Here is a 23,346-nt window from a genome sequence, read left to right on the forward strand (position 1 = left end):
CTATCCGTCCGGCGCCCCATGAGGAGGAGTCACTCGATGACCATCATCAAGATCAACGCGATCACCGTGCCGGCCGAAGGTGGCGACGAGCTCGCAAGCCGGTTCGCCGCGCGCGTCGGCGCGGTCGACGACCAGCCGGGCTTCGAAGGTTTCGAGCTGCTCAAGCCGACCGATGAACGCACCACCTGGTTGGTCTTGACCCGCTGGGTCGACGACGAGTCGTTCCAGGCATGGACGAACTCGCCGGCGTTCGCACACGGGCACCGCAGCGCGGCTGCAGATCAGGAGCCAGCTCCGGCTTCGCGGGCGGGTATGAGCAGCGAACTGTGGTCCTACGAGATCGCCGGCGGTTCGACGCGCTGACTCGCAGCCAGAAAGGCTTCGCTCTCTCGGTGCGCCGAAGACGACTGCTGCAGGTCCAACCCGCCGGCCGGATCGGCACTTGACGACCGCTGTACGACGGGCCCGTACTCGAGGGGCGGCCTTGTTGCGGAGTCTCGCGAACTTCTTGACATTGGTTTGCGTGCCCTTCAAGTCGCCGGCGCGACTACCGTGGCTCGGTGGAGACTCCGAAGGCTCGGCCCGTCGATCCGCACGCCTACCTCGGCCCTGACGAGCCCGCGCGCTCGGTCGGGCAGCGTGCGCGTTCCTGGCTCGGTTCGATAGTTCCGTTCGCGCTCGGCGCCGTCGCGGCCTCGTTGCACCTGACGTGGTGGGCGCTCGGCGCCTTCGCGATTGGCCTCTTCGTCTTCCAGGTCTTGGATTGGCACAAGCACCAGGTGCGGCGGCCAAGCTCGGGTATATGAGCCCCGCTCCCACCTGCTGGCCCGAGTATTGCGCCGCCTATCGACGGGCATAAGACCGCCATCAAGAACCAGCACTTCGCGACAGCCATGAGGCGCCTAGTTGACGTCGAAAGCTCCGTCGCCTGATCGCGCTCCGGGTCGGCGCGAGGAGCGCGGGCGGTGCCTCCCTGCGCAAGTCCTCTGTCTACGGCGACACCGCTACGTCGGGCTCATGCATCTCGTCCGGGTTGCTCCGTTCCCAGTTCAAGCCCCGCATCTTGATGAAGGCAAACCAGGGCCTAGTCTCGTCGAGATCTCGCCACCAGTACGGTGGATGCGGAGCGGATTCGATGAGATGGCGGACGACGTTTGTCGCCCCGAAGGCGTTCTCTTCCGTTGCCATATCGAGAAGCGGCATAAGTGCAAGTCGCTCAGCGGTAGTGATCGGTTCCTCTATCGCGAAGGCGTCCGCCGTGTACCGCTCGAGGTCGTACTCCGTCCAGTCGTTGTCGTCCTCCGGCAGCGGCGCCCACTGCGCCAACCGCTCCACTTCGGGCCGAATGTCACCCATTGGACAACTCTCCTGCCCGCTGCCAGGACGTCTGAAGTTGATCGATGCTCGACTCGATTTCGAAGCGCAGGCCGAGTCCACGAAGTTCGTTGTAGTCGTCGTTGAGCACGTCCTGCAGGCTACGGCCCGTGTCGCTTCTGGCCGTGGCTTTCCCCTGTTGACCTCACGTCCGCGTCCGAAAGTGGGGCTGGCAACGACGGCTCGGACCCGAGGGAACTCGCGGCATGACGACAGGTAAGCGGCGACTCGCGAACATCGGGTCGCACCAACTACTTGGCGTTCGTTCGGCCAACCGCGTGAATCGCCGTCAGGACCCTCTCGGGGAACTGCTCGGCGTGTTCGAGTACGTCGTTCGTCAGGGCGCGAACGAGGTGAAAGACAACCGAGCGGGTTCGGGACAGACGAGGGACATGAGCGATCCTCGGCGGTCCCAGTTTCGTGCTGTGGGTTGCCGAAAAGCGCCGGTGCCGCGCCGCGCAAGTCCGACGGTCCTAGGAGCCGCCGGTCATGACCAAATAATAGGTAGAGACTGGGTCTGCGAGGTTCGGCACACCGTCGAAACGCCGCGTGGGGATATTGACCCGATTCGCGCGGAATGCCTTGGCGTGATTGTAAACGGTCTACCGAACTAGAGATGGGGATCCTGCTCGTGAGACATATCGTCCAGGTCATGAAATGGCTCAACCGTTTGATGGATGTCATCACGGCTGGCGTCCAGCCTCGGAATCTTGATCGCTAGTGATCGAGGTGCGCTGGGCGTCCAGAACCGGCATCTCGTCGGGCACCGAGCCACCGTACCCATAGTCGCCTTCCTGAACCTGATCTGCGCGAGAGAAGGTGGAGAATGATCGCAAGTAGATTGTTTTCCCGTGTGGCTACGCGCCTTGGCCCAAAGGGCAATGCGATCCTGGCCCTGCTTTGGGGCCTGTCGAGTCTGATATTCATCACGAGTGATCGACCCTGGCCAGGCATCCCATTTGTAGTAATTGGTGGTTTGTATCTCGTGCGTGCTGAGCGTATGAGGCTAAACGCAAGTACTTCAAGTTCCGAGAAGACGGAACCGCCTGGGTAGCGCTCGGGTAGAGGCATCTACTCAGAGCAGCCCCTTGAACCCGTTCGGCAAACAGGTGTGCCGACCGATACGCCGATTGGCTGGGCGTCAGACAGATCGCGCCGCCACCTGAGCATGCTCATCGTGGCCGTGGTGTGATCGTCGGAGTGGTCTTGTTCGCGGTCGGACCACCTGCGGTGGCGGCCTTGGTGCTGGCCTTGGCCTTCGGCGTCGGAGTTAGGCTGAACTTGAGCGGGACATCGGGGTTCTATGAACTTGACGGTGGGGGCGTCCCGACCACATTCCTCGGCCGGGTGGGTCTGGATCTCGCCGGGCGCTCACGACGTCGTCCATAGCCGCATTGCGGTCAAGCGGCACCCGCCCGAGTTTCGCTTGATGCCGCAAAGGTCGCCAGCGACCTACCGCTTCACGACAGGTAAGCCGCATGAGCATGGGTCGGGTTCTCCTGCGGGTATTCACGGGAGGCAGCGCGCGATGTGTTGAGAGACTCGATCCATGGCGGAGCTGATCTGGGTCGACGGGTGGCAGATGCAGTGCTGCGGCCAGCCCTTTGCTGTGGGCACGCACGTCGAGTGGCGGCTGAACGACGCCCCAGACGTCGACTGGCTTGAGACCGCGCTCGATCCCGTGATCGCCCGTCGAATCTCGTATTCAGAGGAACACCACGACGACCCGCCAGGCGACCATCCGCTGCGCCAGGGGACGGTCGTCGCGATCCAGGGCGCCTTCTGCCGGTACGCCCCGACCAGTCTCGACGAGCGGACGCTGTACCCCGTCGCTGGCTCAGCCGTCCTGAGAGAGGTGTCTCGCGCTGACGGCGATGTTCGGGACGAGTCAGGCGAACGCTTCAACGGCTACGTGGTCGAAGTGGAGCTGCTGCCAAGTCGCGCTTGATCGACCGAGCCACTGGCTGTCACACAGCGCTCGACCCACCCGGGATCCGGTCGGGCTGCACCGGTATCGTCGACGGCGAGGTCGCTGCGGACCCGGCGCTTCACGACAGCTGATATATCTCGAGGAGTCCTTCACAGGACACCTCCGGAGGTGCCAGGAAGGGACCTGTCAGGTTCCTCAACCGAAGGTCTGACGTTGACGCGTCGGCCTTCCGGCACCCCCGGAGGTGGGTCGTGTCCGTTCAGCATGCTGCTCCTGTGACGTCTTCCACTGTCGTCGTCGCGGTCGACGTCGGCAAGACTTCGGTCGCATTGTCGGTGACCGACTCGGCACGTTCTCGGTTGCTCGGCCCGGTCGTCTTTCCGATGACCCGGCCCGGTCTGGCCGGTGTTCTGACCCGGGTCCAGCAGGTTGTGCCCGGAGCGGGGTTGGTCAAGGTCGGGATCGAGGCGGCCGGCCACTACCACCGGCCGTTGACCGCACCCTCGACGTGGCCGGCAGGGTGGGAGGTGCTCGAGCTCAACCCGGCCCACGTCGCCGAGCAGCGCCGGGTCGCGGGGCGGCGTCGGGTCAAGACCGACGCGATCGACCTCGAGGCGATCACCGAGCTCGTCCTGGCCGGACGCGGGATACCCCTCACCGCGAGGGACCACGTCTTTGGTGAGCTCGCAGCGTGGGCCGGGATGCGCGGGCGCCGGATCGCGACGCGCACCGCGACGAAGAACCAACTCCTCGGTCAGCTCGACCGGACGTTCCCCGGGTTGACGTTGGCGCTGCCGGACGTGTTGTCCACCCAGGTCGGGTATCTGATCATCGCGGAGTTCGCCGACCCGGCCCGGTTGGCGGCGTTGGGCGCTACCCGGTTTATCCGGTTCGCGGCGGGCCGCCGCGGTCTGCGGGTGCACCGGCCCATGGCCGACCGGCTGGTGCAGGCCGCCAAAGACGCCCTGCCCACCCCGGACGCCGACGTGGCTCGGGGCATGCTGGCCGCGGACCTGACCTTGCTGGCCAACCTGAACGTGCAGGTCAACAAGGCCGACGTCGAGCTCGCCCGGCTCGTGCCGGCGAGCCCGTTCGCACCGTTGACGACCGTGCCCGGGTGGGGCGTGGTGCGCGCCGGGACCTACGGGGCGGCCGTGGGTGACCCGGCCCGGTGGCCTGGTCACCGCGAGCTCTACCGGGCGTCGGGCCTGACCCCGACGCAGTACGAGTCCGCGGGTAAACGCCGCGACGGGTCCATCACCCGCGAAGGGTCCGTGCCACTGCGCCGGTCGCTGATCGACCTCGGCATCGGCCTGTGGCAGTTCGACAAACCGTCCCGCGCCTACGCGGCCAGCCTCAAAGCCCGCGGTAAGCCCGGCGGGATCGTCGCCTGCGCGATGGCGCACCGCGCGAACCGGATCGCCTACGCCCTGGTCCGCGACCACGACGTCTACGACCCCGCCCGCTGGGGCTGACCGAACACCTTGCCCCGAGCGAGGCCGTCCCCGCGTCCCGGCCCACCCGTCCAGACGCGCGAGCGGTCAACGTGGAGCGCCCGCAGCGCAGCGAGGACGAACGACGTTGACGGCGACCGCGACTGGACGCACCCTGACCGGCCGGCGAGGACGACCGAGCCCCCCACGCACTGGTTCTCGAACGAAGGGAGCACGACCCTCTTCACAACCTCCACCGGCGGTGCGACGCTGGACCGGACGAAGGGCCGGACCAGACACCGTGACAGCTATGGCACACCTCCCGAGGTGATGCCGGATCTTTAGCTTGGTGCCCGGTCCTTCGCCATGTGGCAGCCCGAACGACGCCAGATGACCCGCCCCGCGCTCAGCCTGGCGAGGTCGCATAAGTCAGCGTGGGCGTCCGGCACCGATCCGCGAGAAGGCACCGCCGGCGACAGCGCAACCCGCCCCCGCGACCCGGGACGATCCCGCACGCCCAAGCACGCACTTGACAGGTAGTACAGCCAGTTAAGTCCTGCGCCTCATCTGTCGAAGCAGGGGTCGCAGTAGGTCGTCGAGTTCGGCGACGCGCATGACCTTCAGGAGCGCGACGTACACGCCCAACATGACCAACCCAATGGCAATGCTGATGAGCACGGCGTGTGCGAGTCCGCCGTCGAAGCCACCCAGGAGGCGGGCCATGCCCCACCCTGTCCCGGCCGCCACGGCGGCGGCGGTGCCCGCCAGGAGGTGCGGACGCGCGATCCGACGCGCGTCGATGCCTTTGAGTCTGTAGGCCAGCATCCAAAGAGCGACAGTCGCGCCGACGACGTACGAGCTGCTCATGGCGATGCCCGCGCCCACGACCCAGTAGCGCGGAGCGGTCAAGGCCTGGGCCAACAGCGCTCCGACGACGACAACGGCTGCCATGACGACTTGGATCGGGAACATGGCGCGAGCGTCCGCGTAGGCGTAGAACACGCGCTGGGCCATGGACCACGCCCCGAAGGCGGGCAAGCCGACGAGCATTGCGACGATCACCCCGGCGAGCGCGGTGACCTCCTGTGCGCTCGCGCCGGGCTGCAGCACCCGGGCGACCGGCGAAGCGAGCACCATGAGCACCGCAGCAGCGATCACGGTGAATAGCCCGACAGTTCGCAGCCCGAACGACAGGTCCGCTCGCACCGCGGGGAGATCCCCGGCGGCGGCTCGTGCGGACAAGCCGGTGAACAGCGCGGTCAGCAAGGACACCGTGACCAGGGAGTGCGGCAGCATGAAGACTAGGAACGCATAGCCGTACATGGCGGTGCCCGCCAAGCCCGCGCCACCGTCGGTGGTGTTCCCCACCGCGCTGGACACGTTGTACACCACCACTACTCCGACCTGCCCGACGGCGAGCCCGGCGAAGGTCCACAGCGCGACCCGGCCGGCCGTGGCGAGTCCGACGCCCCGCAGCCCCCACCGCGGCCGGTACCGGAACCCGCTGCGGTGCAGCGGGACGAGCAGCACCAACGCTTGCGCGACCACACCCAGGGTCGCCGTACCTGCGAGCAGAGCAACCTTCGTTGCTGTCCAGGCGCCGGGGTCGCCGAGGGCGACGTTGTGGTCGTGGTAGATCCCGAACACGCCGATGAACACGCCCAGACCGGCGATCGCGACGACGTTGTTCACGACTGGCGCCCACATCAACGGGCCGAAGCTGCCGCGCGCGTTCAGGACCTGGCCCAGGAGCGAGTAGAGCCCGTAGAAGAAGATCTGCGGCAAGCACCAATACGCGAACAACACCGCAAGACCCGTCACGTGCGGATCCCTGAAGCTCGAGAACACCGGGACGATCAGCGGGGCCGCAAGGGTCAGCAACGCGGCGCACCCCACGAGCAAAGCCGTTCCAAGGGTGAGCAGCCGGTTGACGTACTCCTCGCCGTCGGACCCAGGGCGCTGGTAGGCCCGAACCACCTGCGGGACGAGCACCGCGTTGAGCACCCCGCCCGCGATCAACAGGAAGAGGACATTCGGCAGACTGTTCCCGATCGCGAAGGAGTCCGCGGCAATACCGGTCGGACCGATCGCGTACACCAGCAGCGCGATACGGGCCAAGCCGAGAACCCGCGAAAGGGCCGTGCCGGACGCCATGAGCGAGGTGTTTCGACCGAGCCCCGCCCGCACTACAGGAATCGCGACGTTCGGATCCACCGCGTCGGGCACCAATGCGCTCATGCGGCCCCCGCTATCGTGAAAATCTCGATCGGCACTCTCGGACTCGTCCTTGACGACGTCTACTCCTTGCTGACATCCCGGCAGTCCGGCGCCTGCGAGGCTACTCGCTACTGAAGCTGCAGCAGGCGTGCGCGCTCGAATCAGAAGTGGCGGGTTCGTTTGCAGGCTCTCAACCGACCAGTCGCGCGCACCGTGCCACAACTGAGCGACAGTTATCCGGTGTCTGCGTTTCGGACCTGGCTGGAGGAGGGCGTCGCTCTTCCAGGGGCGTCGGCCGGTAGGGTCGCCGCATGCGCGCAAGGAGAACCCGCGAGTTGATCGACCTGTTCAACGTGCTAAAGAACTGCAACCTGCTCTCGTGCAACAAGTGACATCGACTGCGGGCGTGAGTAGGGGGCGCTGGCAGATCCGGTTGCTGACAGCCCTGAGCGTGAACCTCCTGCTGGGAATCCCTGGTGTCATTCCAATCTGGCTATTGTGGTATTTCGCCTCGAATTGGCCGCTCGCGGCCCTGGGCTGGACACAGGGGGAACCAACGGAGAACGACGGGATGTTGCCGTGGTTCCTGATCGGGGGGCCTGTGGTGGCGCTGTTCGCTCTGGTCTGGTGGCTCGTCAACGACATCCTGGGGCGTCGAGTAGTGCTGGCCAGGTGGCGGTACTGGCTCGCGAGTGCGGGGGCGACACTCTTGCCGACGTTTTTTCTTGTTGCCGTTTCTGTGGTCGGGGGATGGAGTACATGAAGGGTCGAGGTGGGGATCTAGAAGTTCTTCAGAAGCGAGAAACGTCCATCGCCGCCAGGTAGCGACAGCTTTGCGGTGGATCTAGCTCTGTCGCGGGAGTCCGTGATGGGTGCCGGGAGTGAGTTTCGTTTCGTCCTGACCGGCGAGGCCGGACGCGGTGGCACCGTGATCGCGACCGCCCGGTTGTTGATGTTTAGAGGCTCATTTGTTCGACGACCTCGCGGAGTTCGGCGGCTCGGCCCTTGCCGAAGTGGACCTCGACGACCACCCCGACCTCCGGGGACCACACCAGGCCGGCGGCGTCATCGGCTTTGATGCCGTTCGCCAGGGCGGGCTTGCCGCCAACGGTCGTGGTGATCGAGCCACCAAACCAGTTCACCTTGACGTGCTCGTCCAAGGTCAGACCCGGCCTGCGGGTCACCGACACCCCGAGCCCGGAGCTGCAGTCGTCTTCGAAGCACGCCTGGGTCGAGGTGCCTCCCAAGTAGGGGTAGGTATTCAACGAGACGGGCATGACCTCGATCCCCGCCGGCAGGTAGTGGAGTTTGATGCCGTCGACCTCCGCCACGACGGCAGCATCGGCGGGCACGGTGGCGAACTGGTACGCCGCAACTGCCGTCGGCGCCAGGTCGGGCGAGACGATGGACGGCAAGGTCACCCCGCCAACAGCGAGCAGGGCAGCGACCGGTAGCCCGAGCAGCACCCGACGGCCGCGCGTCCTGGTGCGGTTCTTGGCATACACCCCGTCGATCACTGACTGGGCGTCGAACGGGATGGCCGTGGTGGCTGCGTCGGCCACACTGCGGAACTGCGTGCCGTTCATGTGGGCTCTCCTGTGGTCGCGGATATCAAGCGGGTAGGTGCAGCGCCTCGTTCGGGAAAGGCAGTCGCGCAGGACACGCGCAACTTCGCCAGCCCGCGCGAGGCCTGACTCTTGACGGTCCCCACTGAGCACCGCAGGATTTCGGCTGCTTCGGCTTCACTGCAGCCCTCCCAGTAGCGCAGCACCACGGCGCTGCGCTGTCTCGGTGGTAAGCGCCGCAGCGCGGGAAGGAGCACGTCCCGCTGGTCCACACCGTCAAACGAGGTCGCCGAGGCAGGGTGCGCCTGGGCGTTGAGGGCCGCCCCGTGCAAGACACGGTCGAGCCGGCGCCGCTGAACGAGCCGGACCATCGTGGTCCGCACGTACGCCGCCGGGAACTCGACCCCGCCTCCGGGAGCGCGCCGCAGGACACGCTCCAACGCGTCGTGGAGCAGGTCCTGGCCGTTGTCCCGATCGCCGGCCAAGAGCACGGCCGTGCGGAACAGGGCGGGCCCGTGCAGCCTGACCAGCTCCTCGAACTGCTCATTGCCTTGAGCCACGGTTCGTATCCTCCGGTGGTGGTGGAGTACCTGTCACCTACTTAGAGGCATCGCACCCGGAAAAGGTTGCACGGATCGAGTGACGTATCTTCCGTGCCGGTCCGCAAGGATGCGATTTCGACACAAAAGGGGTAGGCCATCCTTGATGAAGTTAGTCATTCTCCAACGAGTCGATAGCCGCAAAGCGACGGGCTGTCTGAGAAGTGATGGATGAGGCCAGCGGCCCACTGCTGTTTGGGCCCCTACGTGGACTTAGGGGCTGAGAACGTAGCGAGCTATGTAGTGGAGCCCGAGTGACTCCTCGAGTTCGGCGCCTTCTGACCGGGGCGTGCGGCAGACTGAGCAACCTTTCGACCACCCGCTGCGTGTTCTGGGCATGACGACGTTGTTTGAGGGGCTGGCGGTGGAGCCGGATGGCACGGTCGATGTGATCGTCGACCATGCGCTGCACGATCGGGCGGCGGAGTTCACGGCGTTCATGGTCGAGGCGGAGCCACTGCTGGGCCGTATGGCGTGGCTGCTGTGCGGCGACGTGCACCGTGCCGAGGAACTGGTTCAGCAGGCGCTTGTGCGCACGTACATGGCGTGGCCTCGCGCCAGGTCGGGCGACCCGCTGGCCTACGCCCGCAGGACGCTCACGAACTTGCGCATCGACACCTGGCGTAGGCGCCGACGGGAGTTCCTGACGTCGCCCGAGGCGATGCCTGAGCTCGCGGCCGGCGGGTCGGGCACCCACGCGCACGCCGACCGGGACGTCCTGGTCCGCGCCCTCCTGCAACTCAGCCCGCGCCGGCGCCGGGTGGTCGTGTTGCGGTACCTGCTGGACCTGTCAGAGCGCGAGGTCGCCGACGACCTGAATATCTCGGTGGGCACCGTGAAGTCCACTGCGTCGCGCGGTCTCGACCAGCTGCGCACGATCCTGTCTGGTTCTGCGGTCACTGAGGAGTCCCGATGAACAACGACGACGCCTTCGTCGCTCACCTGAAGAACCTTGAGGGGCCGACGCCGCCCCTGCCCGTCGATCATCGTCGCGTCCTGGCGGTCGGACGACGTCGCCGTGGGACGCGGGTGGCCGCTGTCTCCGTCATCAGTACGGTCGCGGTCGCGGGCCTGGTCACTGCGGCCGTGGCCGTGCTGCCGGGTACGCACTACGCCGTTGCGCCAGCCACGACGGCGACGAGTACAGCGACGACTGCGCCAGCCCCCGGGCCATCGCCACGCTCCGCGCACGCCGTGATCGACCCGGTGACCGGTGTGGTGACCACGCCCTTTACGAGCTTTCAGGTCAGCCAGAACGACCTCGACATCATGATGAGCGCGTGGGACCTCGCCCGGTCGCGGTGCATGGCCGACGCTGGATACGCCGACAGCTTCGTCTTCGCGGTCACGCGAACCGCACTACGGGACACCTCGAGGCTCTACGGGATCTGGAACCGGGACGACCTCAGGCAGCGCGGCTACGCGGAGCCGGCGCTCGACCCCTACGACGGGGAGGGCAGCGAGATTCACGTCTCCTCGCCTGCGGTCGAGGCGGCGATGCAGTCGTGCGTGGACCAGGTGCGGCCGATGGGGTTCATCTTTGAGCCCACTTCGTTCGACGACATCAAGCCGGCCGTGGGGGCCGAGTCCGCTATCTACAGGCCCGAGGGCCAGGCCGTGATCGCCGAGTGGACCGCTTGTCTGGAAGCTCACGAGGTGGCAGCGCCGGACGAGGAGGGCTCTCTTCAGCCGGCCGGCGTGTTGAGCATGAGCCTGCCGGAGCAGGTGCGGATCGGCCTGATCGACATCGACTGCAAGGAGTCGACGGACTTGCGGCAGAGGTTGGCGGATATCGATGCGGGCGACCAGCAGGCGTACCTCGACTCGGCGCCTGAGTTCGTGGCGGCGTACCAGACAACGGCCAAACTGGCGCTGGTGACGTCGCGGGCATACCTGGCCAACGCCGGTATCGACATGCCGTAGTTCACGCCCTACCGCACAGCCGTCGACGCACCTGACGGCCCTGCGGATCGCCGAGGCGTTGGCAGTCTCGTGGCACGCCAGTCCAGGTCGTGACCACGAAGTGCCCCCTGGCGACCCGCCATACAGCACGGCGCCATCAAGTCGCTGTCGATCGATGCTGAGCGCCAGGCACGGCGTATCTGACCGGCGGCGATAGAGTCCGCCTTCCGACGACGTCAGCATCCTGGAATGCCGCCGGGTCGACGCGTTGTCGAGAGGCACGACTATGACCATGTTTGGGCAGTTCGTACTTGCCTACGCATGGAAACTGCCCGCGCTGCTGGTCGCCGGTTGGCTCGCGGTGATGATCATCCGGCGACGCATGACGTGGTGGTACCTCCTGATTGCGCCGGGGCTGTGCGAGATTCTCGCGTGCGTGACCTTCTTCGGAGGGTTGTTTATGGGCCACGCAGGGAGCCAGTCGGGCGGCAGTGACGGCCTCTTCCCGCCAGGTATGGCGACGTCGCTGCTCAACATGGCCACCGTTTTCGCCACGACCGTCGCCCTGCTAATCCTGACGGCGATCGTCCATTTGGTGCGACCACCGGCCCACGGACCCGGGGTCGGTGCGATAGAGCGTTGAGCGGCCGACGCCAGCGTGCGGCGGCAGAATGTGCGCATGAACCACGGCGAGGAACGGGCCGAGTTGCGGGTCGCGATCTACCGCGGGGACGCCGACTCCTTGGTTGGCATTCTCAAACGCCAGGAATGGCCAGAAGACGCCCTCCAACTCATCGGTGACGGACTGCTCCGCGTGCTCCCCGCGCCGACCGGCGGCATCGACGAAGCGGCGCACCGGTGCGTGGCCGCGTTGCAGGGCCGGGGGTGGGAGGGCGACGCCGACCTCGCGGCCAGTCTCGAGGCGGCCCTGGGGTCCGGGCCGATACCGATGCTGCGCCCATTGCCGGTCGACCTCGAGGAGCTCGCGGGCGTGTTGGAAGGCGACCCGGTCAACGGCGGCGGGCGCATCGATCGACGGACCGGACAGGTGTGGCCCCAGCCGGCGATCGAGTACGCCGAGGAACTGGGAGACATCGAGGACGATGACGATGCGGAGCGGTGGCTGTGGGTCGAGTGCGAGGGCTCTCGCGCGGGGTACCGCGACATGGAGCTCTTCATCGCCACACTCAACGACACAGACCAGGTGGACCAGCTCGGTCGTGCCATTGGCGGACGAGGTGCGTTCCGTCGTTTCAAGGACCAGCTGTCGACAAGGCCCGAACTGCTCGACCGGTGGCACGCCTTCAGCGAGGACCGCCAACGCGGTCGGGCTCGGGCCTGGTTAGCAGCAGAGGGATACGCTCCCGCGCCGCCCCCGCAAGAATCGTGACCGAGCCTCTGGCGACTCGCGACGCAAGCGCACCAAGTAGACGATGAGCCAGCCGACACTTCGCGACAGCTAACGGGTGGGGTTATCGGCCCCGGTCAGGCACGGTGCCACGATCGCGAGCGCTGTACCGGGGGCGCGCGATTCAGCTGCGAGCAGCTCCAGGGAGCCTGCTGAGGGTCGGTCTCGCCTGACCTGCTGGGGGACGGTCCGTGGGGTGCGGCGCTTGAGTTGGGCGGCGAGTTTCAGTCGGTACAGCAGGGTCGCGCACCGTAGCTCGCGGTCGACGTCGGTGGTCATGTCAGCGCGCGATCCGTCGGCCGATGGGCAGTTGCGATCGGGTCAGGAGGTAGCTGCCGGCGATCGCGAGCACAGGGACGCCGACGACGATGGCCGCGATGGCGGGCCAGGGCACGATGACCTGCCAGTCGAGATCCACCCTGTTGTCGTACCGGTACCGCTCGGCCAGCACGAGGACCCACCCGAGCAGCAGGCCGGTGAGGCCGCCGAGTCCGACGCCGCCGATGGCGATCACGCCGGCCTGGGCGGCCGCGACCCGTCGGCGCACGGTCGGGCTGGCACCGACGGCGCTGAGCGTGGCCAGGTCGGGTCGCGACTCTGCTGCGGCGAGTGCGACCGACAGGCCGGTCGCGCCGAGGCCGACGACGACTGCTGCGGCAAGCAGGACCCATAGCACGAGTGGTTGCTGGTCGGTGAATCCGCGTTCGACGTTGAGGTACGCGGCGGGCGCCGCGGTCGACAGGGTCCGTGCGGTGAGGTCCTGCTCGCGCTGGGTGGGGATTCGTGAGGTCGGCGCCACGAGCCCGGCGAGCTGGGCTTGTCGTCCCATCTCAGGGAGCACCTGGGGTGGCAGGACGACGCTGTACTGCGCGGAAGCTGGTAGATCCACGGCGACGGCCGGAAGGATGAACGTCTTTCCGGTCACCGCTTCGCCGGTCACCGGGTCCTGGGAACTTGGGGTCAGGTGGACTGTCCCGTCGGGCCACAGGTCGTACCGTGAGGAGACCACCACGTTTCCGGCGCGTAGGGCCTCGGTGGCGGTGGCTGACGCGGGCAATTCGAGCGACTCCAGCACCGTCCCGTCGTCGACGAGCACGGGGTTGAAGTTCTCGGGCTGGACCCACAGAACCTGACCGCCACGACCGGTCTGGCATCGGGGGTCGTTTCCTGCCGCGCGACGCTCCGCCGCACTGAGATTGGCACCTAGGGAGTCCGGGCACCAGTTTTCGGGGGGAAGGTCAGCAAGCAGGGAACCCGGCTCGGAGGGGTCGGAGGGCGCGGCGACGTAGACGGGGTGGACGGCGGTGACCGGCATCCCCGCACGCACAGCCTGCTCGGCGGCGTCGTACTGCCTGGCAATGGCGTCGATCGATGCACCGTTCCAGGTGAAGCCCAGTGCCACTACGCCGACGGCGGAGAACGGGGTGTACTGCGCTTCGCGCTGGGACTCTCCGGACTGGGTGTAGACCGCGCCTGCCACGACGCCGGCAATGGCGGCGATCACTGCAGCGATCGCCGGGGCGGTGCGCCCGCGCTGCCGCGCGGCGTCTCGCATCGCGATCCGTCCCGCGACCCCGGCGTGCGGGGCGAGCAGGCCCACCAGGGTCACGAGCCCGCCTGAGGCGGCGATCAGGCCGATCTCGAGGGCGAGGACCCCGCCGACCAGCAGGACGCGGTCGGAGCGGATCGCACCCAGGAGCGCGGCGGCCGCACCGAGGGCGAAGAGCACCAGGCCGATGATCGGGACGCCGTGGCGAGTGCGGGTCTGGGGGCGACGACCAGCCAGGGCCGCGACGACGTCGACCCGGGCGGCCCGGCGGGCCGGGATCCACGCGGCCGCGGCGGCGATCGCCGTGCCCAGGACGATGAGCAGCGGTAAGGCCCATGGGATGCGCAAGTCCGGGAACGCGACGCTTCCGCGAAGCAGGACGACGGCGCGGATCGCGGCGGCCAGAGCGATGCCGGCCACGATTGCAGCGAGGGACGCGGTGGCGCCGATCCCTGCGGCGCCGAGCAGGACGACGTGGCGCAGGGTCCGCCGCTCACCACCGCTGGCGGCGATCAAGGCGAGCTGGCGTTCGCTGCGGCGGGTTCCAACCGCGAAGGCGGGGCCGATCAGGAGCACGACCTCGAGCAGGGCCATGGCAGCCACAGCCGCGATCAGGGCGAGCGTTCCACCGCCGACGGGCGAGGTGCTGCTCAGGGCTTCGGCCGGCGGATCGAGGATCACAGCCCTACTGACCACCACCGAGCCGATCTCGTTGATCGCGGACACCTCGGCCCAGGTGACCGCGGCGGGACCGGTGACGTACCACTGGATCCAGGTCGGGCCCGTCGCGGCCGTCTGCGGGAGCGAGAGCAGGGAACCGGGCGTGGCAACCAGGGCCGGGCCGGTCCCGGTATTGGCCAGTACCCCGGTGACGGTCATCGTGATCGGGTCGCCCAGCACCGGGGTGACCTCGACGGTGTCGCCCAGGCCGAGCGACAGGCGCGTCGCCCACGATCTACTCAAGGCGACCTGGCCGCTTCCGGCAGGCAGGACGCCGTCGACCACCGGGGCCAGCGAGGCGATGGCGGACACGTCGGTCGGCAGCTCCGCGATCTCCAGGGCGGCGGTCGGCGCGACGTCAGCGGTGGCCACGGTCGCGTTGCCGTGAACGGTCCGGATCAGCGCGCCGCCCGCCGGTATCGCGGCCGCGAGGTCGTCCTGGTAGTCGGCCAGGGTGGGTGGTTCGGGGGTGCCGGTCGCGCTCGAACTCCAGAAGCCACCCCGGGCATCCTGGGTCAGTCCGGGGGCCACGAACGAGTCGATGCGGGCCCGGGTCTGATCGCCGAGGCGCATCTGGGCGTAGCGGGCGGACGTCGGCTGGCCAGACAGGAGCAGGACCGCCCCCGTCGAAGCTGCGAGCACCGGCAACCCGATCATCGCCGCGACCAGCGCGGTGCGCCCCTTCGACCGCAGCGCGTCGCGACGCGCGATCCGCCCGGCCGCGCGCATCCCAGCCCCCCAGGTGCGCATCAGCGTCCGTCCGGTCCGGGCGCGGCTGCGGCCAGGAGCGACTCGGGTCCGGACGCCTCGCCGGTGCTGTCCACCACGACGCCGTCGCGCAGGAAGATCGTCCGGTCCGCCCAGGCCGCGAACCGGGCCTCGTGCGTGACGAGCAACCCGGCCGCCCCCGCGTCGACCCGCGCGCGCAGCACCCGCATGACATCCTCACCGGTCAGCGAATCCAGCGCCCCGGTCGGCTCGTCGGCAAGCACCAGTCGGCGCGGCCCGATCAGCGCCCGGGCGATCGCAACGCGCTGCTGCTCACCGCCAGACAGCTCGTCGGGGAACCGGTCGGCGAGCGCGGCGACGCCGACCTCGGTCAGGGCGGCGAGTGCCTCGCGGCGGGCCACCCGCGTCGAGACACCATCGAGCTCGCGCGGCAGGGACACGTTCTCGCCGGCGGTCAGCGCGGGGATGAGGTTGAAGTCCTGAAAGACGTACCCGACGCTGCGCCGGCGCAACCGCGCCCGACCCCGCTGGTCCAGGCCCGACAGCTCAACTCCGGCCAGGGTGACCGTCCCCGACGTGGGGGTGTCCAGGCCGCCGGCAATGTTGAGCAGAGTCGACTTGCCCGAACCGGACGCCCCCATCACTGCGACGAGCTCGCCCAGGCGCACGTCAAGATCGACCGCACGCAGGGCATGCACCGCAAGGTCTCCCTTGCCATGCACTCGGCCGACTCCACGGATCGACAGCAGCACCGGCCCGACCGCGCCGGTCATCGTCGAGCCTTGCGCGCCGAACCAGCTGGAGCGGTCTCGACGGGCTCGCGGGTGACCCCTGGAGTGTGCTCCGAGGCCGCCCGGGCGACGCGGGCCTCTACATGGTCGAGCCACCGGATCTCCGCCTCCGCGGTGAAGATCAAGTTGTCCAGCACCAGCGACCACGCGAGGTCCGGTGCGCTGCCCCCGAGCTCTCCCGACCGCGGTCCATTCCCAGTGGCCTTGAGCCGGGTGTAGTCGCGCAGGGCGCGCATCGTTTCGGTCCGCTGCCCCTGGACGACCTGGCGGACGTCGACCCCGTGCGCAGTCACGGCCAGAGCCAACTTGATCACCAGCTCGTCGCGGGCCGGCGCCCCCCGGGTCACCGGCGTGGACCACCACGCGCTGGCCGCGACGCGACCCTCGTTCGTCAGCCGGAACTGGTCCACCTCGGAGGCGACCGAGTCCGGGACCGGCTCGACCAGGCCGTCGCGCACCAGGCGCTGCACCGTCGTGTAGACCTGCCCGATGTTCAACGGCCAGGTCCCGCCGGTGCGCTGCTCGAACTGCTGCCGCAACTGATACCCGTGCATCGGCTGCTCCGACAGCAGCGCAAGCATCCCCTGACGAACCGACACGTCAACCCCCGACCGAGTACTTACTGAGTAACTGTTGAGCCACAGGGTTACTCAGTAAGCAGATGCTGTCAAGGACATCCGACCATCAATCCGGCTGTGTCGGCGCCGCAGATGCCCACGATCCCGCCCCGACCCCAGGCGGCAGGTAGCGACAGTCATGCGGCGTCGCAACGAACTCCGATGACGCCGGTCGGGGTCGCCGACCCCGTGGGCTTTGAGCTCACTCAACTGTGATGCTCAGTGCGCGCGTAGGTCGCGGGCAACGCTGCCGCGAGTTCCGGGCGGGTCCTGGCACGCCCAGGTCCGGGATCGGCGGTCCGTGCCACGCATCGAGCTCCAGTCACCCTGGGGCAGCACGGGCTGGCCCGAGACGGAGGGTGGCAGGTCCGCCGGTCCGAGGCCTTGCGACCGCCAGAACCTTGCTTCAGCCGGCACGACGTCGACGGACTCCCAAGCAAGGGCCTGGCGCGCGGTGAATCCGTGCGCAAGCCAGTCCAGCGCGATGTCGGAGCTGAGATCCGCGCGAGCGAAGGCCACCCACTCAGACGGCGTCACCTGCGGGTCCGCACGCAGAATCCACGGCAGCTCGTCGACATCGACGCCACTGTCGGTCCAGCCCTCGAGGTCACTCGGGAGCAACGCCAGGTTCTGCTTCAGCAAGGCGTGGACCTGCGCCGCGGGTAGACCGGTGTGATGCCAGGCCGCTGCTGCGGGCCATGGCATGTCAGGCCCGTGCCAAAGCAGGAGCGCGTCCAGCAGGGACCACCCCGCACGCAGCAGTGGCTCGACCTCGTGCGGGTCGGCCACCTCGTTCGCCGCGCTCACCGCACGCAGGTCCGCGATCGAGAAGAGATGCTCGACGAGCAACTGGATCCACTCCCTCGCGTCGTCCGCGCCGAATGCGCTGACGATCTCGCGGCCCCACGGCGACGGCAGGCCCGCCGTGGTCAGCGCCGTCTCGACCTCCTCGACGTCCTGCGGGGTGGCGCCAGCCAGGACCGGACCGAGGTGCTCGCCGACGTCGGCACCGCCATCGGCCCACGCCAGGGCAGCATGACCTACCGGCTCGCTCACCACCACGGCCCGCACGCGACTGAGCCCCTGCGTTGAGGTGTCCTGCAGCAGCGCGACCGCCGCTTGCGCCACCGGGTCGCTCCCGCGCCCCGGCCTGATCGCCCGTGGTCCCCAGGCCAGCGACTTGATCACCGCGAGCAGCGCGACCGTGGGCAGCTCGCGTGGCCAGGGAGAGCGCACCAGCCAGATCCGACCGCGCGGCGGCGCCGGCAACTCGAGCTCGGCCACGAAGGCGTCACGTTCGGACTCGAGGTCGTCGATCTCCTCACTTGTCGCTGGACGGGTCGAGTCCACCACCGTGCCTCGAGCCGAGCGAACAGACATGCGGACGATCCGCGGACGTCGATCGGGCACCCAGCACCTCAGCTGCGCCGGCCACACGGCCGGCAGCGCCCACAGCCCCGGCGCGTCGTCGAGACCGACCCACCCCTGCGCCTCCAGCACAGCTACCTCGGGAAGCTCGGACGGGGCGGGGAACGCGTCGCTGTCCCGCCCGGGCCGCGGACCGGTCAACGATGCCAGCTCGACCAACCGAGGCGGGAGGTCGCGTTCGGCTGCGGCATCCACAGCAGGCGGTACGTCCACACCCCAAGGGTCATGAGCCCAGCGGGGTCCGGCCCCATCATCGCCAGCCCTCGTTGATGGCACCAGACGATCCTGGCACGCCAAGGCCCTGAACATCACAGAAGCGGTCAGCAGCATCCTCCAAAGACCTCAAGCCCAACCGGGCTCCGCCAACCGCGCATAACGACAGTTAACGCGCGGGTCGGGCAGACCCAGCACTTCGCACCAAGTAGGCGGTGAGGCGCCTGGGCGCCGTTGACGTTGACGTTGACGTTGACGAATGCTGGCGCGGGGGCGCCATAAACTGCGGGAGGTCCTGGCTCGAATTTCCGTGTCCGGTTTGTGGGTATTGCGTTTTTTCGTCGGGGGAACTGAAAACCCGTTCACTTTGGCACTCAACCTTTGGGCCTGCTCGATCGTGTACTGGTCATGAGCGTGTTGATGGTCGGGGGGCTACCTCCGCAAGATGAACCGAGGGCGGGGGGCGGCGTGGAGGTCATCGCGGTCTCCCCGGTCCCGGGCGACCGGGACGTTGAGTTCACCGCTTTCATGGAGCAGTGCGCACCGGGGCTGGCTCGCACGGCGTGGTTGCTGTGCGGGGATGAGCACCGGGCCGAGGAACTCGTGCAGCAGGCACTCACGCGGACGTACCTGTCGTGGTCGGTGGCACGTCAGCGCGATCCGTTGGCCTACACGCGCCGGACGTTGGCGAACCTGCGGATCGACACGTGGCGTAAACGTCGACGGGAAGTTCTGATGGACCCCCGCGACGTCCCTGAGCATGCGGGCGCCAGCCCCGCGCAGGTGCACGCTGACCGCGACCAGCTCGTGCGGGCATTGGCGACGCTGAGCACCCGCCAGCGGCGCATCGTCGTGCTGCGCCACCTCGACGGGCTCTCCGAGCGTGAGGTCGCCGAGGACCTAGGCGTGTCCATTGGCACGGTGAAGTCGACCGCGTCGCGCGGGATCGCGCACCTACGCGCCGAGCTGCAACTGACGGACGACCACGACAACTGGAACGCGACCCCGACATCCGGCCCGAGGAGCAAGTCATGACGCACGACGACGACTTCTCGCGCGACCTGCTTGCCCGGGCCGACGCGGTGGCTCCCACCATCACCGTCGACACCACCCGGGTGATCTCCAACGCGCGCAGGCGCCGCGCGATGGCCCGCACCGCCGGCGCACTGGCCCTGACGGTGGTGCTGGGCGGGAGCGGTTGGGCGCTCAACGAACAGATTTGGCAATCCGCCTCTGTCGCGCCAGCGGGCCACAGCCAGTTGCGCGTGGCGGGTGAGGATGATCCGACGCCCCAGGTGGCCAGCGACACCCTCGGCCTGAGCCTGACCATCACGCCGACCTCGAGCACCGGGGCGGGCGTGCCTGTCGGTGCGCTCCCCGGCGCCGTCGCGCTCACCGAGCAACGACTGAGCAGTGCCGGCATCACCGACGCACGGGTGAGCGACAACGGTGACGGCACCATCGGGGTGGAGCTGGTCACGAAGCTCGACCAGCGGGTCGTCGACCTCGTCGGACGCCCGGTCGAGCTCGCGATCCGCCCCGTGTTGGCCGCAGGCGCCCCGGGCCCGGGCGACGGCGGCGGGGACACGCCCGCGGCGAAGGGCGCACCCGACTCACCCAGCGACCTCGCCTACTACGCCACCGCCGACGTTCTAGCCGCCTACGCGCAGCTCGACTGCACACTTGCGACGAGCCGGACCGTCAAGCACGCAGCGACCGACTCTGCCTTGGTCGCGTGTGACGCCACCGGAACGGAGAAGTACATCCTCGGACCTGTCGAGGTCCCCGGCACCACCATGGGCGTCCCACTGCCGCAGGACCCGCAAGCTCAATCAGTTCGCCTGCAGTTCGCGACGGCCGGTACTGCGGCGTTCGGCGAGATGACCGCCCGAATCCAAGGGCTCACGTCACCGCAGAACCGCGTCGCGATGGTTCTTGATGGTGTTGTCATCACCGCCCCAACGTTGGCACCGGGCACCATCCTCACCAACGGCGAGTTCCAGATCTCCGGCGACGCGAGCGGGAGCGACGCGACCAACCTCACCGGCGAACTGGCCCTGGGCGCACTGGCAGCGACATTCCAGATCGCCAATGCGGGTGCCACCGGCTGACGGGAGTCGAACCGACGAAACTCAGCCCGGCACTTGTGACGCTGGCCCGACGGACCAGCGCGGTCGGGAAACTGAAGGATGTTCCACGGGAAAGGGTGCGATGCGAATTCGTCGGTGGTGGCTCGGCTACACGGTGGCAGTCGTGTTTGGGCTGCTGACGTGGTCCTCGTGGAACCGGAGCCCGCTCGGGGCTTGGATCGTCTACGGCTTCTGGGGGGTGGTGTTCATCTCGATCGTGGTGCGGGCGATGCGCCCGAGGGCACAAGGACACCGGTTGCAGTCGGGTGCAGGCCCGGCGGTACAGGGAATGGACGAAGTCCAGAACATGTACCTGGGGCGCCCCGACGTCGGCCCGACGGTCTACGGCTCAACAGGCCCGCCCACGACGGAACTCACGCTCGATCGCACCGAACCAGATCCGGGCGACCTTCGTAGCTCGCCCCGCGAGGGCTAGCCCGAGATCGAGGCAACCCGCCGGCAACGAAACTCAAAGCTGATGACGCTAAGCGACAGCTTGGTGCCGGTCGGCGCTGATCGCCCTTGGCTGCCTGACCGGCCCCGCCCTACGGGTCAGGATGAGTTGAGGCCGGTGGTTCATAGCAAGTCCGCCAGCGTGGGGCGTGAACCAGGAGTCCATCAGCATGAGTTCGTCTTTGATCGCGGTACGCGACGATGGTCGTATGAGCAGCCCCGGACCTCGCTCGGGGGGCCCGACCTCGAGGAGGTCGTTCACCGCCGCGCAGAAGCTTGACCACCTGGCCGCGTACGAGGCGGCCGCCGCCAACGGCCAGGGCGGGGCGTATCTGCGCCAGCACGGGTTGTACTCGTCGCTGATCAGCGAGTGGCGCCGCTTCCGTGATGCGGGGGTCCTGGCGGGCAAGGCGCCCGGGGAGAAGATCGGGCTGCTGTCGGCCGAGCAGGCCGAGATCGCTCGGTTGCGCCGCCAGCTCGACAAGACCGAGCGGAGGTTGGTGACCACCGAGGCTGCTCTGGTCATCATGGGAAAAACGCACGAGCTCTTGGAAGTGCTTACCAAGAGCTCGCAGGACGACGCCGAGCACACCAAGCCCTGATGGCCACATACCGTGAACTGACCGGCGTCGGGGTCCCGACCCGGGCCGCGGCCGTGCTGGTCGGGGTGCCGCGCGCGACCGCGACCCGCAAGCCCCGCACGCCGACGGTGACCGAGGTGAGGGTGCCGGCGAACAAGCTGACCGACGCCGAGCGGGCCGAGGTCCTGGCGGTGGTGAACTGTCCCCGGTTCGTGGACCTGCCTCCGATCCAGATCTACGCGCACCTGCTCGACGAGCACGTGTACTTGGCGTCGATCTCGACGATCTACCGCATCCTGACCGCGAACGCGCAGGTCAAAGAGCGCCGACGCCTGGCTCGGCACCCAGCCCGGGCCATCCCTGAGCTCGTGGCGACGGGTCCGGGGCAGGTGTACTCGTGGGATATCACCAAGCTGGCGGGTCCGGTCAAGGGCAAGTACTTCGACGCCTACGTGATGATCGACATCTACTCCCGCTACATCGTCGGGGCGCACGTGCATGCCCACGAGTCCGCCGTCCTGGCCGCGGAGATGATGCGGGAGATCTTCGGGGTCCACGGCATCCCGAACGTGGTGCACGCCGACCGGGGCACGTCGATGACGTCCAAGACCGTCGCGGCGTTGCTCTCCGACCTGGAGGTCACCAAGTCACACTCCCGACCGCGGGTGAGCAACGACAACCCGTACTCGGAGTCGTGGTTCAAGACGTTGAAGTTCGCCCCGGTGTTCCCCGAGCGCTTCGCCTCCCTGGGCGACGCGAGAGCGTTCATGGCCGACTTCGTCGACGGCTACAACCATCACCACCATCACACCGGCATCGGGCTGAACACCCCCGCAGACGTCCACTACGGCCTCGCCACGGCCAAGGCCGCCGAACGGGCCGTCGTCCTGGCTGATGCACGCGGCCGGCACCCCGAGCGGTTCGCCACGACCCAGGACCCCAAGATCCTGTCCATCCCGACCACGGCGTGGATCAACCAGCCCGCCGACAACACCGGCATCGAGCTAGCCGCCTAAACACTCACCGGCCTCATTCACCTTGACAAATTCCGCCGTCCGGGGACGCCTATCGGTAACGGGGTGGCTGCTCGGAGGGGTCGGCGTACACGACATCGAGGCGGTCGTCGGCCATCAAGCTGGTGATCGCGAGAGCGTCGGCTCCGATGCCAGCCCAATGTGGGTCGACGTCCTTGGTGACGCACCACGCATGGTCGGCCGGCCACACGAATGCTGGACCTGGCATGTGCGACCGGGGCTGACCTGGCCACTGCACGGCCGCGCCCCAGTTGCCGAAGTCGGACAGCGGCCCGCGAAAGAGAAGGAACGCCCGATTGGGTAGGACGACTTTCGGTCCGTCCAAGACGGACCGGGGAAAGGCGGGCGCCCGGCTCGGTCGGGCAGGGCCGTCGCTGCCGTAGAGGTCTGAGTACCACCCATCCCAGAGGAGGAAGTAACAGTCGTCGGGCGTGCTGGTCCAGCCCGCCAACCCGTCAACAGCCATGCACAGCACGTGTGCTTCCGGCGACCGTTCGACGTCGTGGTCGACGTCGTTCTCGCTTTGTCCTTCGTGCTCCGGGTCGGGTATGAACCGCAGTCGCGCGTACGCCGAGAACCCCGAGGGCCCGAAGCTGACGAGCTTGTCCCAGGGCTGGTCGTTGTCGGCGATCCAGCCCGCCGCGGACAGATCCGTGCACGGTACGAGTGCCACA

Annotated in this window: 22 protein-coding genes; 13 read left to right on the forward strand and 9 right to left on the reverse strand. The window is 68.0% G+C overall.

Translation table 11 applies throughout. The features are described from left to right. Positions 1-36 precede the first annotated feature (36 nt). On the forward strand, positions 37-363 hold the full coding sequence (locus VTA80_RS16480; RefSeq protein WP_407342168.1) for an antibiotic biosynthesis monooxygenase family protein: 327 nt from the start codon (positions 37-39) through the stop codon (positions 361-363). A 197-nt stretch (positions 364-560) separates the two neighbouring features. Next, positions 561-806 (forward strand): hypothetical protein, encoded by a 246-nt coding sequence (locus tag VTA80_RS16485; protein ID WP_407342169.1) that lies wholly within the window; start codon positions 561-563, stop codon positions 804-806. 184 nt (positions 807-990) lie between these two features. Here VTA80_RS16485 and VTA80_RS16490 read toward each other — a convergent pair whose 3' ends face one another. Continuing rightward, the gene (locus tag VTA80_RS16490) at positions 991-1,356 is read right to left on the reverse strand and encodes a hypothetical protein (protein ID WP_407342170.1); all 366 of its coding nucleotides are present in this window, start codon (positions 1,354-1,356) and stop codon (positions 991-993) included. Positions 1,357-2,923: 1,567 nt separating this feature from the next. On the opposite strand from VTA80_RS16490, the gene VTA80_RS16495 reads away from it, so the two are divergent. Beyond that, positions 2,924-3,322: a DUF6578 domain-containing protein gene (locus VTA80_RS16495; RefSeq protein WP_407342171.1), complete on the forward strand. Its 399-nt coding sequence runs from the start codon at positions 2,924-2,926 to the stop codon at positions 3,320-3,322. Positions 3,323-3,579: 257 nt separating this feature from the next. After that, positions 3,580-4,779, forward strand: a complete 1,200-nt coding sequence (locus tag VTA80_RS16500; RefSeq protein WP_407342172.1) for an IS110 family transposase — start codon at positions 3,580-3,582, stop codon at positions 4,777-4,779. 507 nt (positions 4,780-5,286) lie between these two features. Here the strand turns inward: VTA80_RS16500 and murJ are convergent. Beyond that, the gene (gene murJ, locus VTA80_RS16505) at positions 5,287-6,975 is read right to left on the reverse strand and encodes a murein biosynthesis integral membrane protein MurJ (RefSeq protein ID WP_407342173.1); all 1,689 of its coding nucleotides are present in this window, start codon (positions 6,973-6,975) and stop codon (positions 5,287-5,289) included. 430 nt (positions 6,976-7,405) lie between these two features. Between murJ and VTA80_RS16510 the strand changes: the two genes are divergently transcribed. Next, on the forward strand, positions 7,406-7,717 hold the full coding sequence (locus tag VTA80_RS16510) for a hypothetical protein (protein WP_407342174.1): 312 nt from the start codon (positions 7,406-7,408) through the stop codon (positions 7,715-7,717). 193 nt (positions 7,718-7,910) lie between these two features. Here the strand turns inward: VTA80_RS16510 and VTA80_RS16515 are convergent, their stop codons facing one another. Both VTA80_RS16515 and VTA80_RS16520 read right to left on the reverse strand, forming a co-directional pair. Then, on the reverse strand, positions 7,911-8,540 hold the full coding sequence (locus VTA80_RS16515; RefSeq protein WP_407342175.1) for a hypothetical protein: 630 nt from the start codon (positions 8,538-8,540) through the stop codon (positions 7,911-7,913). Further along, positions 8,537-9,079: a SigE family RNA polymerase sigma factor gene (locus VTA80_RS16520; RefSeq protein WP_407342176.1), complete on the reverse strand. Its 543-nt coding sequence runs from the start codon at positions 9,077-9,079 to the stop codon at positions 8,537-8,539. The genes VTA80_RS16515 and VTA80_RS16520 overlap by 4 nt, the downstream gene beginning before the upstream one ends. 376 nt (positions 9,080-9,455) lie before the next feature. On the opposite strand from VTA80_RS16520, the gene VTA80_RS16525 reads away from it, so the two are divergent. From VTA80_RS16525 to VTA80_RS16540, 4 genes are all read left to right on the forward strand, one after another. Further along, positions 9,456-10,034 carry a SigE family RNA polymerase sigma factor gene (locus tag VTA80_RS16525; protein WP_407342177.1) on the forward strand — a complete coding sequence of 193 codons (579 nt, stop codon included), beginning with the start codon at positions 9,456-9,458 and terminating at the stop codon, positions 10,032-10,034. Continuing rightward, complete coding sequence (locus VTA80_RS16530) at positions 10,031-11,041, forward strand: hypothetical protein (RefSeq protein ID WP_407342178.1); 1,011 nt, start codon at positions 10,031-10,033, stop codon at positions 11,039-11,041. Before VTA80_RS16525 ends, VTA80_RS16530 begins: the two co-directional genes overlap by 4 nt. A gap of 271 nt (positions 11,042-11,312) precedes the next feature. Next, positions 11,313-11,663 carry a hypothetical protein gene (locus VTA80_RS16535; RefSeq protein ID WP_407342179.1) on the forward strand — a complete coding sequence of 117 codons (351 nt, stop codon included), beginning with the start codon at positions 11,313-11,315 and terminating at the stop codon, positions 11,661-11,663. 36 nt (positions 11,664-11,699) lie between these two features. Continuing rightward, the gene (locus VTA80_RS16540) at positions 11,700-12,410 is read left to right on the forward strand and encodes a UPF0158 family protein (RefSeq protein ID WP_407342180.1); all 711 of its coding nucleotides are present in this window, start codon (positions 11,700-11,702) and stop codon (positions 12,408-12,410) included. A 298-nt stretch (positions 12,411-12,708) separates the two neighbouring features. On the opposite strand, the gene VTA80_RS16545 is transcribed toward VTA80_RS16540, so the two are convergent. From VTA80_RS16545 to VTA80_RS16560, 4 genes are all read right to left on the reverse strand, one after another. Continuing rightward, positions 12,709-15,447, reverse strand: a complete 2,739-nt coding sequence (locus tag VTA80_RS16545; RefSeq protein ID WP_407342181.1) for an FtsX-like permease family protein — start codon at positions 15,445-15,447, stop codon at positions 12,709-12,711. After that, positions 15,447-16,199, reverse strand: a complete 753-nt coding sequence (locus tag VTA80_RS16550) for an ABC transporter ATP-binding protein (protein ID WP_407342182.1) — start codon at positions 16,197-16,199, stop codon at positions 15,447-15,449. The genes VTA80_RS16545 and VTA80_RS16550 overlap by 1 nt, the downstream gene beginning before the upstream one ends. Further along, positions 16,196-16,816: a PadR family transcriptional regulator gene (locus VTA80_RS16555; protein ID WP_407342183.1), complete on the reverse strand. Its 621-nt coding sequence runs from the start codon at positions 16,814-16,816 to the stop codon at positions 16,196-16,198. Before VTA80_RS16555 ends, VTA80_RS16550 begins: the two co-directional genes overlap by 4 nt. A 237-nt stretch (positions 16,817-17,053) precedes the next feature. Next, a complete protein-coding gene (locus VTA80_RS16560; RefSeq protein WP_407342184.1) occupies positions 17,054-18,403 on the reverse strand; it encodes a DUF5956 family protein in 1,350 nt (449 codons plus the stop codon). Between the two features lie 540 nt (positions 18,404-18,943). On the opposite strand from VTA80_RS16560, the gene VTA80_RS16565 reads away from it, so the two are divergent. From VTA80_RS16565 to VTA80_RS16580, 4 genes are all read left to right on the forward strand, one after another. Continuing rightward, a complete protein-coding gene (locus tag VTA80_RS16565; protein ID WP_407342185.1) occupies positions 18,944-19,510 on the forward strand; it encodes a SigE family RNA polymerase sigma factor in 567 nt (188 codons plus the stop codon). Beyond that, positions 19,507-20,586, forward strand: a complete 1,080-nt coding sequence (locus tag VTA80_RS16570) for a SecDF P1 head subdomain-containing protein (RefSeq protein WP_407342186.1) — start codon at positions 19,507-19,509, stop codon at positions 20,584-20,586. Before VTA80_RS16565 ends, VTA80_RS16570 begins: the two co-directional genes overlap by 4 nt. 142 nt (positions 20,587-20,728) lie before the next feature. Next, positions 20,729-21,040, forward strand: a complete 312-nt coding sequence (locus tag VTA80_RS16575) for a hypothetical protein (protein ID WP_407342187.1) — start codon at positions 20,729-20,731, stop codon at positions 21,038-21,040. Between the two features lie 226 nt (positions 21,041-21,266). Continuing rightward, positions 21,267-22,654 (forward strand): IS3 family transposase gene (locus VTA80_RS16580; RefSeq protein ID WP_407342188.1). Its coding sequence is split into 2 segments (ribosomal slippage): positions 21,267-21,597 and positions 21,597-22,654, totalling 1,389 coding nucleotides; the frame shifts between segments, so codons are not numbered across the junction. A gap of 49 nt (positions 22,655-22,703) precedes the next feature. Here the strand turns inward: VTA80_RS16580 and VTA80_RS16585 are convergent. Next, positions 22,704-23,345: a hypothetical protein gene (locus VTA80_RS16585; RefSeq protein WP_407342189.1), complete on the reverse strand. Its 642-nt coding sequence runs from the start codon at positions 23,343-23,345 to the stop codon at positions 22,704-22,706. Between the last annotated feature and the right edge of the window lies 1 nt (position 23,346).

The sequence above is a fragment of the Pengzhenrongella phosphoraccumulans genome (assembly GCF_045689905.1).
GTDB lineage: Bacteria > Actinomycetota > Actinomycetes > Actinomycetales > Cellulomonadaceae > Pengzhenrongella > Pengzhenrongella phosphoraccumulans.